Source organism: Lewinella sp. (genome assembly GCF_050633125.1).
Classification (GTDB): domain Bacteria; phylum Bacteroidota; class Bacteroidia; order Chitinophagales; family Saprospiraceae; genus Lewinella.
This window is the reverse complement of sequence record NZ_JBOEFX010000067.1, coordinates 18,896-35,418: the sequence shown is the minus strand read 5'-3', so window position 1 is coordinate 35,418 and position 16,523 is coordinate 18,896. Positions and strand designations below refer to the sequence as shown.

The following is a 16,523-nucleotide window of genomic DNA, read 5'->3' as shown; positions in this document are numbered from 1 at the left end:
GTACTTATGACCTTTACTCCTTAGATGTTTTTGGTAATTGGACTAAGATTTATCAAATTACCAGCAATGAGGTATCAGTCTCCGTAAATCTGAGTAATACGGCTCTAGGCAGTTCTTCTCTAGCTAAACTAGATAGCAGTAATGAAGAAGTATTCCATCGTTTTAAGGTGACTGCAATAAACTCTTCTGGGATGGTAAGCCTGGACGAAAGACGCTTAATTATTTAAGGAAATGGATGAATTATTCCTAGATTGCATATATTAAAAAAATATTTTAAGGGATAAACCTAGGGCTGGGCTTTTTGATAAGTTCTCACCTTTGGAGACCGATAAAATTTATTATTTTCCCTGATCTTCTCTTAAAAGATTTTACAACTAAAACAGAAAAAGGCCAGACTCATTCCCGAGTCTGACCTTTTTTCCTAACTTTACCAAGCTTAAAACGTCAACGCAAACGACAACTCGCTAAAATAAAATCGCGTAAGTTGTTGATTTTCAAGGTCAACGTTTCTTTGATAGTGATCCCAGCAGGATTCGAACCTGCGNNCCTCATTAGAAGTGAGGTGCTCTATCCAGCTGAGCTATAGGACCATTTTCACTTCAGCGGCAAAAATACACATTTATTTTTCCTTCCGCCAAGTACTTAACCGTTTTATTATTTTAATAGTTCCATTAGTTGGTTTTTTACTGCTATTTTATTGCGTAATTCATTGGTATTTAATACATTCAGTGCAACTATTGTAACCGTATTGATCCGGTTATTTTACCTAACAATCCACCTATACTCTATGAAAAAGCCACTTCGTATCATTGGCCGCCTGCTGCTCGGTCTTATTTTGCTACTATTGCTCTTTGTTGCCTTCATCGCATTTAGTTCTCCACCTACTTATACAGATGTCCAAGCTCCTTCGCTTGCGGTTGACCTTAACCCAGAAGCCATTGCCAGGGGGCAAAAACTAGTAGATAGCAACTGTCGAAATTGCCATCGCTCGGCCAGTGGCACCCAAATGATTGGTCGTATATTTGAAGATCGGGGCGCCAACAGTGATTTTGGAACCATCTACACGGCCAATATCACCAAACATCCTACCGCGGGTATCGGTGATTATACCGACGGCGAATTGTACCGACTACTCCGCACGGGTATCAAACAAAACAATGAAAGGGCCATCGCCGTCATGCCTACATGGCCGCTGGCCTCCGAACAAGATATCCATGATATTATTGCCTTTTTGCGGTCCGATCACCCCTGGGTAGCACCTTCCAACGAGGTTCACCCTCCCCATCAGTCCTCTTTATTGTCCAAGGCGCTTCATAGGTTTGTACTCACGCCTACGCCTTATCAAACGGAGTATCCCACCAACCCTAGCCTCAGCGATTCGGTGGCCTATGGTGCTTATCAGGTCAACAATGTCAACCTTTGTTATTATTGCCATTCAGCGGATATCAAAGCCGCCAGTGCTCTCGAACCCAAAGCTACACCGGGTTATATGGCCGGTGGTTTTGTATTCTTGCATCTAGACTATGACATCCCTGTACCCGGACTTATCCCCACCGCCGATAACAATGTCGGAAAGTGGACTATAGAAGAGTTTGTCGATGCCGTTAAATTTGGTCAACGCCCGGATTTGCCAGCCTACAAGGAGCCTATGCACCCTTTTAATCTGCTCGATACGGCCGAAGTGAGGGCTATCCACCATTATCTGAGTTCATTGCAGTAATCGCGTGCGGTTAATTTATTAGATTTATGGCACAGAGGCCACCTTGAAGCATCAAATAGTGTTTTGAGGTGGCCTTTTTACTCAGACAAAAAAAGCTTTTGGATCAGAATAACGATAACTCCTTCGCGCGCCTCGTTGCCAGGTACGATGAGCTCAAATTTAGCCTCCTTGAATCCCAAACTTTCGACCCTGTACATTTTGGTTTTCCGCCTTTGTATTACCAAATTATGGAAAGCGATCGGGAAAGGGTAGGGGCCTTTCGACGTGCTTTTGCACAGTATGATTTTCACGACAAGGTGGTTTGTGAGGCAGGGGTAGGGCGATTGGCGCTCACGCAGTTTTACCTACCTTTCGTAAAACACGCTTACCTCATTGAGCATAACCCTGATTTGCGAGCCACCATTGAAGCGATGATTACACAAAACAATTGGCAGCATAAGGTTACCGTTTTGTACGCCGATGCTCGCACAGTGGTATTGCCCGAGCCTATTGATGTTCTTATTGGTGAAATGATGAGCATCTTTTGTGCCAACGAATACCAAGTGCAGGTTTTTCAGCATCTCCGCAGTTATCTTCGCCCGGAAGGGGGGCTTTTCCCACAGCGCATTATCAATCTGGCCCAATTGGCACAAGTTGATTTTTCGGAAGCTCCCAACCATTATCCCATCAATTTTACCAGGCATTTACCCACGTTACTTTCCACACAGGTGGTCGTTAATTCAATTGATTTAATGACCGAGGTGGCCCATGATGCAACTGTTGATGAGCCTGTCACTGCATTGCTCTCTGGCGAAGTCAATGCCTTGTACCTCCGTTCTTTCGTTGAGGTTTCTCCCGGTATCAACTTTACAGGAACGGATAGCCTGATGCCGCCTACCGTGCTCAAATTGTCGCATTCAGTAGTAGTGGAAGCGGGAGTAACTTACCAGCTAAAAGGCCATTTTAAGTTTGGGACGTCCCTGGATGATGCGGTATTTTGGATAGCGTAATGGACTTCTGATTGATTATGGGCCATGCCATCTCCCGTCCCGACTTTTCTAGTCGGGCCGGGATCGGCACCAGGCCATTCGTTCTTACCTTTGGTACCACTGCTGTCCTTTGTCCTCCTCCTCCGTCCGGCGCGCTTCAGGCTCCGCCTTTCGCGTTAACAGGGAGTATTTTTCTTGATTTTATTTTACTCATTTGTAAATTTCTTTCTTAGTTGATCTTTTCAATTGTTTCATGCTGCCCAGAATGGCTCCCTGTAATTTAATATCCTGTCAGTTTCTATCAGCGATTGCTGATCAGTGGTAGTTGTACCTCAATCAGCGGTTAGCTTTGGTTATAAATACTTGGTCAAAAACTATTATTTTAGCACCAAATTCACCATCAATGAACCCTAACACGCTCTTTTACGAACCTTCTGGCCGGATTAACCCGGTCGGTTTAACGGCTGCTTATATTTCTGGATTATTGGTAGCGAGCCTATTAGCCTACCTCTATACCCTGATTGTTCTGTTCATGCCCTTGATTTACGTCAACTTTCTGGTCACGGTAGGTTTTGGAATTGCTTTAGGTATTCTCGTACGACTACTTACTAAATTGACTCAAAATCGTAGCCTTAAACACCAATTGCTACTGGCTATCATTTTAGGACTGTTTGCCAACTATTTTCAATGGGTTGGATTCGTTGTATACGCCGCTATGGGAGCGATGCCGAGTATCGGCGATTACTACCTCAACCTGGGATTGATTACTGATCCCTCCACCTTTTTCGGCATCATTGACGAGATCAATAAGGTAGGGATGTGGGAAGTCTTTGGGATGACCTTCAACGGTGTGACCCTGGCCATTATCTGGTTGATAGAGTTTGGCATAATAGTCGCTTTTCCGGTTATTGGAGTCTATTCCTCCAAACCGATTCCCTACTCGGAAGACCTGCAAACCTGGTACCCCAAATACGAATTAGATACGGATTTTGAAGCTATCATCAGCCCCGACCGCTTCGTTGACCGTTTGCGCGAAAACGCTCTCACTGCGCTACAAGAACTAGAACCGGGCAAAGCATGGAAGTATTCAAAGGTGCATGTTCATTACCTCCCTGAAGCCACCCATCAATATCTAAGCGTCGAGAAAGTCTACATCGAGGAGCGAGGCAAAGGGAGCAAAGAAGTAGGAGTGATCATCGATAATTTTCGACTCGACCGCCAAATGGCCAAAGCTATCTTGGACGCTTATCCGCACAGCAAGGAGCGGTGGGAATGGTAAGTCACATTGTTTAAAATAAAAAACGGAGGGCCTGGGAGTGTTGGAATCACTACACATAGTGATAGCTTGTGTGAAGGATCGTTGGACCACCTGGTGCCGTAATGGTGGTATTTGCGCAGCAACGCCACTATGGGAGTGGTCCCAAAAACGGCCCACAATAGTGTAAATGTATTTATACAAATGGGCACCCTTGAACAGATAATTCCTGCTAGCGGAGGATTCATGTAAAATACGTTAGAAATCGGAATAATACCGCTTGTTTTGACAGTGTTTATGCTAGAAGCTGTATCAATATGCCTTTTGATAGGAAGCTTCTTTTAGAAGTAAATAAGCATTTTGGCGATTTTTATTTCCCGAAAACATAGGTTTGGCCAATAAAAAATTTGATTTTCTTAAATGGGGCATTTAATTGTTCTTGTCCTTGTAGAGGAAGAAGAATACCCCTTAGGTTTGTAGATCAATTAAGGAATGTGCCATAATATTGATAACCATTCAAAGAAATAGCTCTATTTTTAGAAGCTCATCAATTTTCCTAGTAGTTGGTGAGTATAGCCTAACCACCAAATAAGACCGCCATAATCAAAGGCTGTCTATGCAAGAGCAACAAACTGACCAAAAACTAGCTGAACAACTTCAGCAACAAAGTCTTTACTGTCCTGAATTGGAATCCGATGCCTGTGGTACAGGCCTAATTGCTAATCTCAGCGGTGTTCCAACCCATGATCTGATTAAAGACGCCCTGACGATGCTTGTAAACATGGAGCACCGGGGAGCTTGTGGCTGTGAGCCCAACTCCGGCGATGGCGCCGGTATCCTTATTCAATTACCGCACGATTTTTTGGTAGATAAATGCCAGGAAAATGGTTTTACGCTTCCTGCCTTTGGCGAATATGGGGTAGGAATGGTCTTTTTTCCTGCTGATAAGATTTTGAGCGATCAGTGTCGGTTTTTATTTGATGACTATATAGATGAATTGGGCCTTGAATTGTTAGGCTACCGCAAGGTAACCACCGATCATGAAGAAGTAGGCCCTACTTCGCGCTCTACCGAACCTCGAATGGAGCAGGTTTTTGTAAAACCCAAGACGGAGATGACACCAGACGCGCTCGAACGCCGCCTGTTTGTTTTACGGAAATATGCGACTCACAACATCCATCAAACCTATCCTGCTACCAAAGACCAGTTTTACCTGGCTTCTTTTTCCTATAAAACCATCGTCTACAAAGGGCAGTTGACTACCTGGCAATTGCGCCCTTATTTTCCTGACTTACAAGATATTCGTTGCAAATCTGCGATTGCACTTATCCATTCTCGGTTTTCTACCAATACGGTACCCAAGTGGAAACTGGCCCAGCCCTTTCGCATGATTGCCCACAACGGAGAGATTAATACCGTGCGTGGTAACCTGAACTGGTGGCGAAGCAAGGAAAGCCTGCTGAAGTCCAATAAATTTTCGCAGGATGAGATGGATAAGTTGTTGCCTGTTTGTGGAGAGCATCTTTCTGATTCTGGTAACTTCGACAACGTTCTTGAGTTTTTGGTACTCAATGGTTTTAGTCTGCCGCACGCTTTGATGATGATGATCCCGGAGGCCTGGCAGAATGACGAATTGATGCCAGACCACAAGAAGGCCTTTTATGAATTCCATCGCACAATGATGGAACCTTGGGACGGGCCAGCAAGTATTTGCTTTACCGATGGTATCCTGGTAGGAGCTACCCTTGATCGCAACGGCCTGCGGCCTTCCCGTTATTGCCTCACCAATGACGATCGCCTGATTGTGGCCTCTGAAGCAGGTGCCTTGGTCATTGATCAATCCAAAGTAGTAATGAAAGGCCGCCTGCAGCCAGGCCGCGTTCTCATTGCCGATTTAAAAGAACACCGGATCATCGGAGATCAGGAATTGAAAGATACTATTTGCCGCCGCTTGCCTTACCGCGAATGGTTGGATGCCAACAAGATCACCCTCAAAGATTTGCCGCTCGAAGAACGCCCAGGCACTTCGTTGCACAAGGATACCCTCTTCCGCTTGCAGCAGCTTCATGGCATTACGAAGGAAGACCTGAAGGTCATCATCGAACCAATGATTTCCTTGGGCAAAGACCCCATCGGTTCGATGGGAGCCGATATTCCACTGGCTTGTCTCTCTCAGCAATCGCAGCATCTGAGCAATTATTTTAAGCAGCTTTTCGCTCAAGTTACCAATCCTCCTATTGACCCGATCCGCGAACGGTCGGTCATGTCGCTCTATGCAATGCTGGGCGGCGAAGACAATATTTTGGATGTTAAACCCGAAAGAGCTCGCTACATCCACCTCGATCATCCCCTGTTGAGTAACGATGATTTGGGACGAATCAAACAACTACATCATTCGCATTACAAGGCGGGTACTATCAACGCTATTTTTAAAATTGGTGGCCAGGCGGGACGTTTGCGTGCAGCAGTAGACCATATCTGTGCGATGGCGGAAGACTTGGTTCGTAATGGTCATGGCATTTTGGTAATCAGTGATCGGCAAGCTGATGCCTTTCACGCGCCAATCCCCAGTTTACTATCGGTAGGTGCTATTCATCACCATTTGGTACGCCTTGGTTTACGCTCTCAAACCTCGTTGGTAGTGGAAACCGGCGACGCTCGGGAAACCCACCATTTTGCGACCCTTATCGGTTACGGAGCCAGCGCGGTCAATCCTTATTTGACTTACGCTACTATCTCCGATTTATACCAGAAAGGAGCATTCGGAAAAGAAAAATCCCGTGATTATTACATCGAAGTTTATAATAAAGCGATAGGGAAAGGCTTATTGAAAATCATGTCTAAAATTGGCGTTTCTACCCTGCAATCTTACCAAGGCGCACAGATTTTCGAAGCGCTGGGTATCCATCGCGATGTGGTCGATCACTGTTTTACGGGTACTATTAGCCGTATTCAAGGTGTAGGTTTCGACGGTATCGCCCGCGAGAGTTTGGTGCGCCATGATTTGGCCTACCCCAAACAGGCATTGCCTAATCCTCAGTTGGAAGTAGGAGGTGTCTATCAGTGGAAGCGAAGAGGGGAGGAGCATACCTTCAATCCCAAGAGTATCCATTACCTCCAGTTGGCTGCTCGTACGAATGATTACGATGCTTATAAAAAATACGCTGCTGAAATCAATCACCAAACGGAGAAAGCCCTTACCCTTCGCGGCTTGTTGGCTTTCCGTAAAGGAGATCCGATTCCAATAGAACAGGTAGAGCCAGTAGAGGCAATTATGAAGCGATTTGCTACCGGAGCGATGTCTTTTGGGTCGATCTCCTGGGAAGCGCACACCACATTGGCAATTGCCATGAACCGCATCGGAGGGCGCAGTAATTCCGGTGAAGGCGGAGAAGATGAAGTACGCTTTCAGCCTGATGAAAATGGTGATAGTATGAACTCAGCAACCAAGCAGATCGCTTCTGGTCGCTTCGGTGTTACGAGCCATTACCTGAGTCAGGCCAATGAGTTGCAAATCAAGATGGCCCAAGGTGCAAAACCAGGAGAAGGCGGGCAGTTGCCAGGAGGGAAAGTCGACGACTGGATTGGCCGTGTTCGACATTCTACGCCAGGTGTAGGCTTGATTTCCCCGCCACCACACCACGATATTTATTCTATCGAAGATTTGGCACAGCTGATTTTTGATTTGAAAAATGCCAACCGGGAATCTCGTATCAATGTGAAATTGGTATCCAAAGCTGGTGTGGGCATTATAGCCAGCGGTGTAGCCAAAGCGCATGCCGATGCCATCCTTATTTCTGGTTATGATGGAGGAACCGGGGCTTCGCCTTTATCCTCTATTCGTCATGCAGGACTACCGTGGGAACTTGGTTTGGCCGAAAGCCACCAGACCCTCGTGAAAAATAAGCTCCGCGATAGGGTGACTTTGCAAACTGATGGGCAGCTGCGTACCGGGCGGGATTTGGCAATAGCTACGTTGCTTGGTGCAGAAGAATGGGGCGTTGCTACGGCTGCCCTCGTTGTAGAGGGCTGTATCATGATGCGTAAATGCCATGTAAATACCTGCCCTGTAGGCATTGCTACTCAGGACAAAGAGTTGCGTAAGCGCTTTACCGGTAAACCGGAACATGTGATCAATTTCTTCCGATTCTTGGCACAAGACCTTCGGGAGATTATGGCAGAATTAGGCTTCCGTACGATCAACGAAATGGTTGGGCATGTAGAGCGCCTGAAAGTCAATAGGGAAGTAACCTACTGGAAATACCGCGACCTTGATCTTACTCCCTTGCTTTACAAGGAAGCAGTAGGAGAAGAAGTGGGGCAGTATAAGAAAGTCGTTCAGGATCATGGTATTGATCAAATTTTGGACCGCCAACTGATCGCTCATGCACAACCCGCTTTGCTAGCTGCTCAGCATGTGAAAACTACTTTCCCGATTAAGAATACAGATCGGGCAGTAGGTACAATGCTATCTTACGAAATCAGTAAAGTCTGGAAAGGAGATGGACTGCCAGACGCTAGTATTGAATACCGGTTCCGTGGTTCAGCAGGCCAGAGTTTTGGTGCTTTTGGTGCTCGCGGAATTGAGTTTGTCCTCGAGGGAGAAGCCAATGATTACTTTGGAAAAGGGCTGTCTGGCGGCCGCCTCATCGTTGTGCCTGACCGAGAGGCGACCTTCGATCCTGCTAAGAATATCATTGTGGGCAATGTCGCCTTTTATGGCGCGACAGACGGAGAAGCTTACATCAAAGGACTTGCGGGCGAGCGTTTTGCTGTCCGGAATTCTGGTGTAAAAACGGTGGTTGAAGGTATCGGCGATCACGGTTGTGAATACATGACCGGTGGATTAGTGGTAAACCTTGGAGAGACCGGTAAAAATTTCGCGGCAGGAATGAGCGGTGGTATGGCTTACGTCTACGATCCCCAAAAGGATTTTGCCGAAAGGCTTAATGCTGAAATGGTGGAACTAGAACCCCTCAATGGGGACGACCAGGAGCTACTGCGGCAGATGCTTCGCAATCATTTTGCCTACACGTCTAGTAAAACTGCGTTAGATATGCTCAATGACTGGGAGGCAACCCTGAAAGTGTTTACCAAAGTGATGCCCCGTGATTACAAGGCCGTGCTGGAGCGAAAACAGGAAAAACCAGCCATTGGTGTGAAGATGGCCCCCACGGCTTAAAAGGTCGGAGTTGGGAATTGGGAATTCGGAAGTAAGTGAAGATACACGAAGAACAAGAGTGAAGTTTACTCACTAGCGATATCAAATATTTCCGACTTCCCACTTCCGCTTTCTGACTTTCCAAAACCTTTACACCCTTACACTTTTACACCCCCAAACCATCCAACCATCCAACCAACAAACTAAAATAATATGGCCGATCCCAAAGGATTTTTGACCCACGATAGAAGCCTTCCCGAGCTACGGCCCGTGCAGGAGCGTAAGAAAGATTACAAAGAATTGTACCAGGAGTTTCCTCCTGAAAAAACGATAGCCCAAGCCTCGCGTTGCATGGATTGTGGTGTGCCTTTTTGCCATAACGGCTGCCCTTTGGGGAACATCATTCCAGAGTTCAATGATGCCGTTTACGAAGAAGATTGGCGGACTGCTTATGATATTCTGAGTAGCACGAATAACTTCCCAGAGTTCACCGGAAGGATTTGTCCAGCCCCTTGCGAATCAGCTTGCGTATTGGGGATCAACCAGCCGCCAGTGGCTATTGAGCACATCGAGAAAAGTATCGCTGAGGTAGCTTACGAGCGCGGTTATGTTCGCCCCAACCCACCAACTAGTCGCACCGGCAAGCAGGTGGCCGTAGTAGGCAGTGGCCCTGCCGGACTCGCCGCCGCAGACCAACTGAATCGTGCTGGTCATACCGTTACCGTTTTTGAAAGAGATGATGCTATCGGTGGATTACTTCGCTACGGAATTCCTGATTTTAAGCTTGAAAAAAGTGTGATCGACCGGCGACTGGCAGTGATGGAAGCCGCTGGTGTACGTTTTCAGACGAATGCTAATGTAGGAGAGAACATTCCTGTTGGGCGCTTGCTAGCTGATTATGCTGCAGTGGTGCTTTGTGGGGGTTCTACCATCCCTCGCGACCTGCCGATCCCGGGACGAGATAGCAAAGGCGTTCATTTTGCAATGGAATTCCTCAAGCAAAATAACAAGCGGGTAGCGGGTAAGGATGTCAGCAGCGAATTGCCTCTTTTAGCGACAGGCAAAAACGTGATCGTCATCGGCGGTGGCGATACCGGAGCCGATTGTGTAGGAACTTCCAACAGGCAAGGAGCCGCCTCGGTGACTCAAATTGAGATCATGAGCAAGCCACCTACTGAGCGTGCCGAAAATAACTGGCCCAACTGGCCCATGATTTTGCGTACCTCCACCAGCCACGAAGAAGGTTGTGAACGCGAATGGGCACTAATGACCAAAGAGATTATCAAAGATGAGCACGGTGCCATCAAAGCTATCCGTACCGTGCGCGTGCTTTGGGATAAAGACCCAGAGACAGGCCGCTTCAATATGGTTCCTCAGGAAGGCACCGAAAAGGATTGGCCTTGCGAACTGTTGCTGCTAGCGGCAGGTTTTCTACATCCTCAAAAGCAAGGTTTGTTGGAACAGCTAGGAATTGGACTCGATGGGCGTGGAAACGTACTCGCCAATAATTACCAAACCACTGTTCCTAAAATCTTCGCCGCTGGCGATATGCGCCGTGGACAAAGCCTCGTCGTTTGGGCTATCAGCGAAGGCCGGGAAGCCGCCAAGTCAGTGGATGCCTTTCTGGAAGAAGGCGAAAGCGTGCTGGAGGCTAGAGACCAAGGGAAGTTAGTGGTGAATGCTTAGCGCATTTTTTTAGGTTGGTTTATTTGATTGAAAGCTTGAAGTTGATTTAATAAGAATTTGCATATAGGTAATACGAGTAGATTACCTTGTGCAAAGCTTGGCTAAAGCCAGGCTTTGGTTGGTTTGACTTTTTCACCTAAGGTGTAAATGTACTATTTGGTGCTAGCCAGTAGCTTACATTCAACACCCCAACACCATATTCAATGATTACTTCAAAATTCAACAAGTTTTGGAAAAGGAGCGCTTATGCGCTTACCCTGTGTATTGGAATTGCTGGCCTATCCAGTATTCCCTACAGCAAGGGTACTGGAAGCCTTGATTTTCCCCCTAAGCTCACACCTACGACACCTTATGATGTAGATTTAGCTGAGAAAAAAGCATTGGAAGATGCCGGAAAGTTCAACGAAGTTCAACGGCTTTTCGAGGTTTTTTCCTGGCAGATGTTCGTTGCTTTAAACTGGCCGTATGAAAACGGTAAACCAGCATCAAGTATCACGGGCTCAGGAGAGCCACTTTGGAACACATGGAAAGAAAGTTACGAAGTATACAAAAGTGACGGCTCAAAGCCAAGTCCTTGGGGAACAGAAGAGTTGCCCTTGTTTTCGCAAAACAAAGTTGATGACTGTGAAAACCTCCTTTACCGTACCAGTAAGTTTGCTCATTTAAGCGATACCGATTATGCTGATGAAATCGATCAGGCTTTTTCTGCGCCCATCTGGGACCAGAATGGAAACATGGTACGCTATGAGGTTCGAATGAACGAGGTAGAGTTTGATTATATCGTAAAAAATGAACTTTACAACCTGGATGGCCAAATCAAGTTTTCTGAGAATGGCACCAAGGTGGTCACTTTTCCTTCTGGAAATAAGAAACAGCAGGGGGCTATAGAAATCAAGTTGGCTTGGAAAATCATGGCTGACGATGATCCCTTCCTTGATCGCTATTATCACCGTACTGCTTGTGTGTTAAACCCTGATAACACTTTTACGGAAGCTACTGTTGGGATGGTAGGGATGCACATTTCCACTAAGACGGTATCCTCTCCACAATGGGTTTGGGCTACTTTTGAGCATGTTGATAATCTGGAAGTCAATGTGTTGGCTACCCATAATGGTCATAACCTCAAGCCGTCTTTTTATGATCCCAATTGCCAAACGTGTCCGATCAATGTTTTTCCGGATACTAGCGCCGATTTGGTCAAGAATCAAATTCAGCGGGTTTTACCCATCGCGATGGCCACACAGGCGCTGAATACGCAAGTGCAAGGGGTACTCGGCGCGGCAAATTCACCTCTTCAGTATTATCAATTGATTGGTGCGCAATGGCCAACTAATCCAACCAAAGCTCCTTATCCTGTTCCTCCTCCCTCAGACACCACCAAGCGTGCTGTTCCCGAAGCAGTTATCAATAAGGCCGGAGGAGACGCTACGCCGGTATACCTTACCAATATGGTGATGGAGACCTATTTTCAGGGGGCAACCCAAGGAACGGATTTCAATTACCTCATTGCCAATGAGCCAGCTTGGCTGCAAATTGAAGGCTTTCCTCAGCAAACCACCGAACTGATTTTTGGTACAGAAAGCTGCGTAGGGTGTCACGCCTCCGCTTCGATCGCTGTAGGAGATACGATCATTAACGGCAAGCGAACCGCCATCTTTGGACAACGCTACCTCTATGAAAGCCAGGCCATTGGTGACTTCAGTTGGTTGATGCAGCTGAAAGCAAGTTTCAAGCAAGCACCTAAGACCCGTCCCGTTACCAAAACGCCTTCTAAGCAGTAATACCTCCAACGTTTTTTAACCCATATTTGGCGAGGTCGCTCGCCTTTGAAAACAATCTATATTATGTCAACCTATCGTTTCGTCCAAGTCGACGAATTTCAAGCTAATGCTGATGGTTGGAATCAGATGGGCCCAGTCAATTGGACCCAGTCAGATGCCAATACTATTTTATTAACGAATCAGGATAACCGAGTTGTTCAGCTATCCTTTCTATCTGCCACTGCGCTTCGAGTCCGGTTTAATCCGGCGGCGAGACAAGCCAGTGATTACAGTAATAACAATTCTTATGCAGTTGTAAACCGCAACTTGGGGCCAGTGAATCTTTCGGTGCAAACACTTCCAGATAATGGAGGCACCTTGCTGCTCGATACCGGTGTTTTGCAGGTGAAGGTGGGCTTGTATCCTTACGGAATTGCTGTTTACAAGAACGGGCAATTGATTCATGAGGATACTTACGAAAAGAACCTCATTTATAGCAATGAAGCTGTTGCCAACCTGAAAAAAGCGCCAACCAACGAGAAATATTATGGCTTCGGCGAGAAAGCTGGTGATCAGCTAAACAAGCGGTCTTTTACGATGACCTTTTTCAATTATGATAACTTTACCTACAACGATATTGCTTCAGATGGATCGCGGATGATACCCGATTCACAAAAGGAAGGTGGACCGCTTAACCCTTCTGGGCCTCTCTATAATACGATGCCGCTTGCTTTGGCGGTTGGTTACACTGACCCGAACAACCTGGCTGGTTCACTTTACAGTTACGGCCTGTTTTTAGACAATGTAGCGCAAACCTACTTCAATATGGAGGCCAGTGATTACTCCGACATGAGTGGGAAGTACTATTTTGGTGCCTTGTATGGCGAGTTGGATTATTACATTATGGTTGGTGATGCTGAAAACCCCATCAATGATGTAATGCGTCAGTATGCGATCCTTACCGGTGGGTCAGCAATGCCGCCAAAGTACGCTTTTGGTTACCAACAAGGAGGTTATGGCTATTATACCCGCGAGATACTGGAAGGGGTAGCGCAGGATTACCGCAACAATAACTTCCCCATTGATGGCTTGCACATCGATGTTGATTTCCAGGATAACTACCGCACCTTTACAAGCAGTAATCGTAAGTTTCCTGATGCTAAAGGGATGTTTGATGGCTTGCATAGCGCTGGTTTTAAGTGCAGTACCAATATCACGGGCATCATTACCGCTAACCCGCTGGATGAAAATGGGAATACCGATACGCCCTACCCGACGCGCGATGATATCTTGAATTTGAATCAGGATAACGCCGCCATCTCAACCTACAAAGATGATGCGCCGGTTCATCCTTTTATTTACAATACGAGAGATGGACAGGGTGAAAATCCCAATATTTTTATTGCCAATGAAGGCTATGGGACGAGCTCTCTTGTTGAGAAGTACTCGCCTTCACCAGGATATCCTGGCAATAACCCTAATCTGGGAACCTACGGTTTCTATTCCGATATGGGTAACCCCGATGTTCAAAAGTGGTGGGGAGAGCAGTACGAGTACCTTTTGTCGATAGGTTTGGATATGATCTGGCAAGACATGACTTGCCCGGCGCTGATTCCTAACTTTGATGATAATTATCCCGACAAAACGCTTCCGCTGGATGTCATGATGTACGATACACGTACTGGTGGCTATGAACCGAATGCGAAGATTCACAATTCATTTGCGATCAATTTGATTAAGGCCACCTACGAGGGGATCACCAAGTTGAAATCCAGTGACTCCTTTAAGGGGACCTACAATTACAAAAAGCGGAATTTTATCATAGCCAGAGGAGGTTATGCAGGCGTTCACCGTTACGCGGGTATTTGGACGGGAGATTCGGCTTCTAGCTGGGATTTTCTCAAAATAAATGTGCCTGAAGTACTCAATATTGGCTTAACGGGCCAACCTATTTCTGGTTGTGATATTGGCGGTTTTGCGAATGGCTCGGGAAGTTCCTCCACCAATGGAGTGACAGACCCCGAGTTGTTGACCCGCTGGATGACGAGTGGCGCCTTTTTGCCCTGGTATCGCAATCACTACGATAAGTATACCAAAGCCTTCCAGGAACCCTACAATTACGGAGAACCCGTACTGAGCAATTGTCGCAAGTACGTAGAAATTCGTTACCGATTATTGCAGGTCTTTTATGATGCGATGTATGAAAATACACAAAATGGCTTGCCCATCGCTCGTGCCCTATTTGTGAACGATCCCATTGATCCACAGGTGTACCAGCATTGTAATGACCAGTTTTTCTTAGGAAAGGATATTTTGGTAGCACCGGTGGTGACGCCTAATACGTATAATCGTGATGTCTACCTGCCTGCGGGTAGCGAATGGTACGTTTTCAATGACAATACGGAAGTTCTGAGCGCCCCAACACCGGGAGGAACCACTCAAAATTGGGACGTGCCAATGGACCTCGTTCCTGTTTATGTCCGGGAGGGGGCTATCATTCCTTTGCGGGAGTTGGAGCAATATGTGGGGGAGTTGTCGGTCAACCCGATCACCTTTCAGGTTTATCCAGGAAAGGACAGTTCCTATACCCTTTACCAGGATGACGAGACGACGACCGCTGCGGAAGAGTCTGGCGCATACCGGGTGACGGAAATTAGCCATGAGGGTATTACCAATGGTCAAAAGGTGACGGTCCAACGCACTTACGATAAGTATGCGCCGAAGGAAACGTACTATTTTGTAGCACTTATTGGTACCAACCCTCCTGTTAGTGTATCCGCGAAGGGGAAATCTCTAAGCGGAGTAGGAAGCAAGAACGACCTGGATAATAGTGCGAGTAACGCTTACTTTTATGATGCTGGTTTGAAAATCACTTTCGTGAAAATTAAGGATACAGCAGCGAAAGCAATCATAGAGGCTGTTTACTAGGACGATGTCTAACTTTTTAGTGCCCCTTCATTGTGATTGTATCGTAATGAAGGGGCTTTTTATTGGAAGAACTATTTTTTATGAAAAACGTCCGCAATTTCATTTCGGGACGATGCAGAGATGGGATCGCTTCATCTTTGTACTATCAATTAATTCGAAGAAGATGAAAAAAATAGTAATTGCAGGTTCTACAGGTTACTTGGGGAGCCATATTGTTCAACACTTACAAAGACGCCAATTGGACTTTCAGGCCATAGCGCGCAGTCCTCGGAAATTGGATGCATTGGGATTAGCTTCCTCACAAATAATTGAGGCGCAAGTTACAGACGCAAGCTCTTTGGCGGGGTGTTTAGCGGGCGCTGATGTCCTGATTTCAACGGTGGGCATCACTCGCCAAAAGGACGGGCTCACTTATATGGATGTGGACTACCAGGCGAATAAGAACCTCCTTGATGAAGCCATTAAAAGCGGCGTTAAGAAATTTGTCTATGTTTCGGTATTGCATGGAGAGGACTTGACGCACTTACAAATTTGCGCAGCAAAAGAACGCTTTGTTCAAGCACTGAGAAGTTCAGGTTTAGCATACTGTATTATTCGTCCCAGTGGGTTCTTTTCCGATATGAAGGAGTTTTATGAAATGGCCAAGCGTGGCCGCGTATATCTTTTTGGTGATGGAACCACGAGAGCGAACCCCATCCACGGCGCTGACCTTGCAAAAGTTTGTGTTGATGCAGTTTTTCAAGAAGAAGAGGTCATTGAAGTTGGCGGAAAAGAAACATTGACTCACCAGCAAATAGCCGAGATCGCTTTTGATGCTGTCGGAAAAGAAACCAAGATCACCTATATCCCTGATTGGGTCAGGAGGCTGCTACTTCGTATAGCTGCTGTGTTTATGGGAAAGGCCAGTTATGGGACAACAGAGTTTTTCTTAAACGTAATGGCCTTGGATATGGCGACTAACAAGTACGGCTACCGCACCTTAAAAGAATTTTTTATGCGTCTGGAAGAGGACGTGTAATGAGCATTTTTCGATTCGTAGGATCTT

At 46.3% G+C, this 16,523-nt stretch carries 9 protein-coding genes and 1 tRNA gene; 9 read left to right on the top strand and 1 reads right to left on the bottom strand.

What is annotated here, in order from left to right; translation table 11 throughout:
- Nucleotides 1–227, top strand: a 227-nt coding sequence (locus ACRBG0_RS14775) for a hypothetical protein (protein WP_431487639.1), incomplete at its 5' end; no start/stop codon positions are given.
- Between the two features lie 291 nt (nt 228–518).
- Here ACRBG0_RS14775 and ACRBG0_RS14770 read toward each other — a convergent pair.
- Nucleotides 519–590: transfer RNA gene (locus tag ACRBG0_RS14770), tRNA-Arg, on the bottom strand.
- A gap of 197 nt (nt 591–787) precedes the next feature.
- Between ACRBG0_RS14770 and ACRBG0_RS14765 the strand changes: the two genes are divergently transcribed.
- The 8 genes from ACRBG0_RS14765 (at nt 788) to ACRBG0_RS14730 (ending at nt 16,496) form a co-directional block, all read left to right on the top strand.
- Nucleotides 788–1,720 (top strand): c-type cytochrome, encoded by a 933-nt coding sequence (locus ACRBG0_RS14765; RefSeq protein WP_431487638.1) that lies wholly within the window; start codon nt 788–790, stop codon nt 1,718–1,720.
- 98 nt (nt 1,721–1,818) lie between these two features.
- The gene (locus ACRBG0_RS14760) at nt 1,819–2,709 is read left to right on the top strand and encodes a hypothetical protein (protein WP_431487637.1); all 891 of its coding nucleotides are present in this window, start codon (nt 1,819–1,821) and stop codon (nt 2,707–2,709) included.
- A 382-nt stretch (nt 2,710–3,091) separates the two neighbouring features.
- Nucleotides 3,092–3,967, top strand: a complete 876-nt coding sequence (locus tag ACRBG0_RS14755) for a hypothetical protein (protein WP_431487636.1) — start codon at nt 3,092–3,094, stop codon at nt 3,965–3,967.
- Between the two features lie 592 nt (nt 3,968–4,559).
- The gene (gene gltB, locus ACRBG0_RS14750; RefSeq protein ID WP_431487635.1) at nt 4,560–9,125 is read left to right on the top strand and encodes a glutamate synthase large subunit; all 4,566 of its coding nucleotides are present in this window, start codon (nt 4,560–4,562) and stop codon (nt 9,123–9,125) included.
- A gap of 192 nt (nt 9,126–9,317) precedes the next feature.
- Nucleotides 9,318–10,790, top strand: a complete 1,473-nt coding sequence (locus tag ACRBG0_RS14745) for a glutamate synthase subunit beta (RefSeq protein WP_431487634.1) — start codon at nt 9,318–9,320, stop codon at nt 10,788–10,790.
- A gap of 203 nt (nt 10,791–10,993) precedes the next feature.
- Nucleotides 10,994–12,571 (top strand): hypothetical protein, encoded by a 1,578-nt coding sequence (locus tag ACRBG0_RS14740; RefSeq protein ID WP_431487633.1) that lies wholly within the window; start codon nt 10,994–10,996, stop codon nt 12,569–12,571.
- A gap of 63 nt (nt 12,572–12,634) precedes the next feature.
- Nucleotides 12,635–15,478: a TIM-barrel domain-containing protein gene (locus tag ACRBG0_RS14735; protein WP_431487632.1), complete on the top strand. Its 2,844-nt coding sequence runs from the start codon at nt 12,635–12,637 to the stop codon at nt 15,476–15,478.
- A 4-nt stretch (nt 15,479–15,482) separates the two neighbouring features.
- A complete protein-coding gene (locus ACRBG0_RS14730; RefSeq protein ID WP_431487631.1) occupies nt 15,483–16,496 on the top strand; it encodes an SDR family oxidoreductase in 1,014 nt (337 codons plus the stop codon).
- Nucleotides 16,497–16,523 lie beyond the last annotated feature (27 nt).

Bases quoted from the DNA above. Each gene is read 5' to 3' on its own strand.
- ACRBG0_RS14765 (WP_431487638.1), top strand. From the start codon at position 788: ATGAAAAAGCCACTTCGTATCATTGGCCGCCTGCTGCTCGGTCTTATT.
- ACRBG0_RS14755 (WP_431487636.1), top strand. From the start codon at position 3,092: ATGAACCCTAACACGCTCTTTTACGAACCTTCTGGCCGGATTAACCCG.
- gltB (WP_431487635.1), top strand. From the start codon at position 4,560: ATGCAAGAGCAACAAACTGACCAAAAACTAGCTGAACAACTTCAGCAA.
- ACRBG0_RS14745 (WP_431487634.1), top strand. From the start codon at position 9,318: ATGGCCGATCCCAAAGGATTTTTGACCCACGATAGAAGCCTTCCCGAG.
- ACRBG0_RS14740 (WP_431487633.1), top strand. From the start codon at position 10,994: ATGATTACTTCAAAATTCAACAAGTTTTGGAAAAGGAGCGCTTATGCG.
- ACRBG0_RS14735 (WP_431487632.1), top strand. From the start codon at position 12,635: ATGTCAACCTATCGTTTCGTCCAAGTCGACGAATTTCAAGCTAATGCT.
- ACRBG0_RS14730 (WP_431487631.1), top strand. From the start codon at position 15,483: ATGTCTAACTTTTTAGTGCCCCTTCATTGTGATTGTATCGTAATGAAG.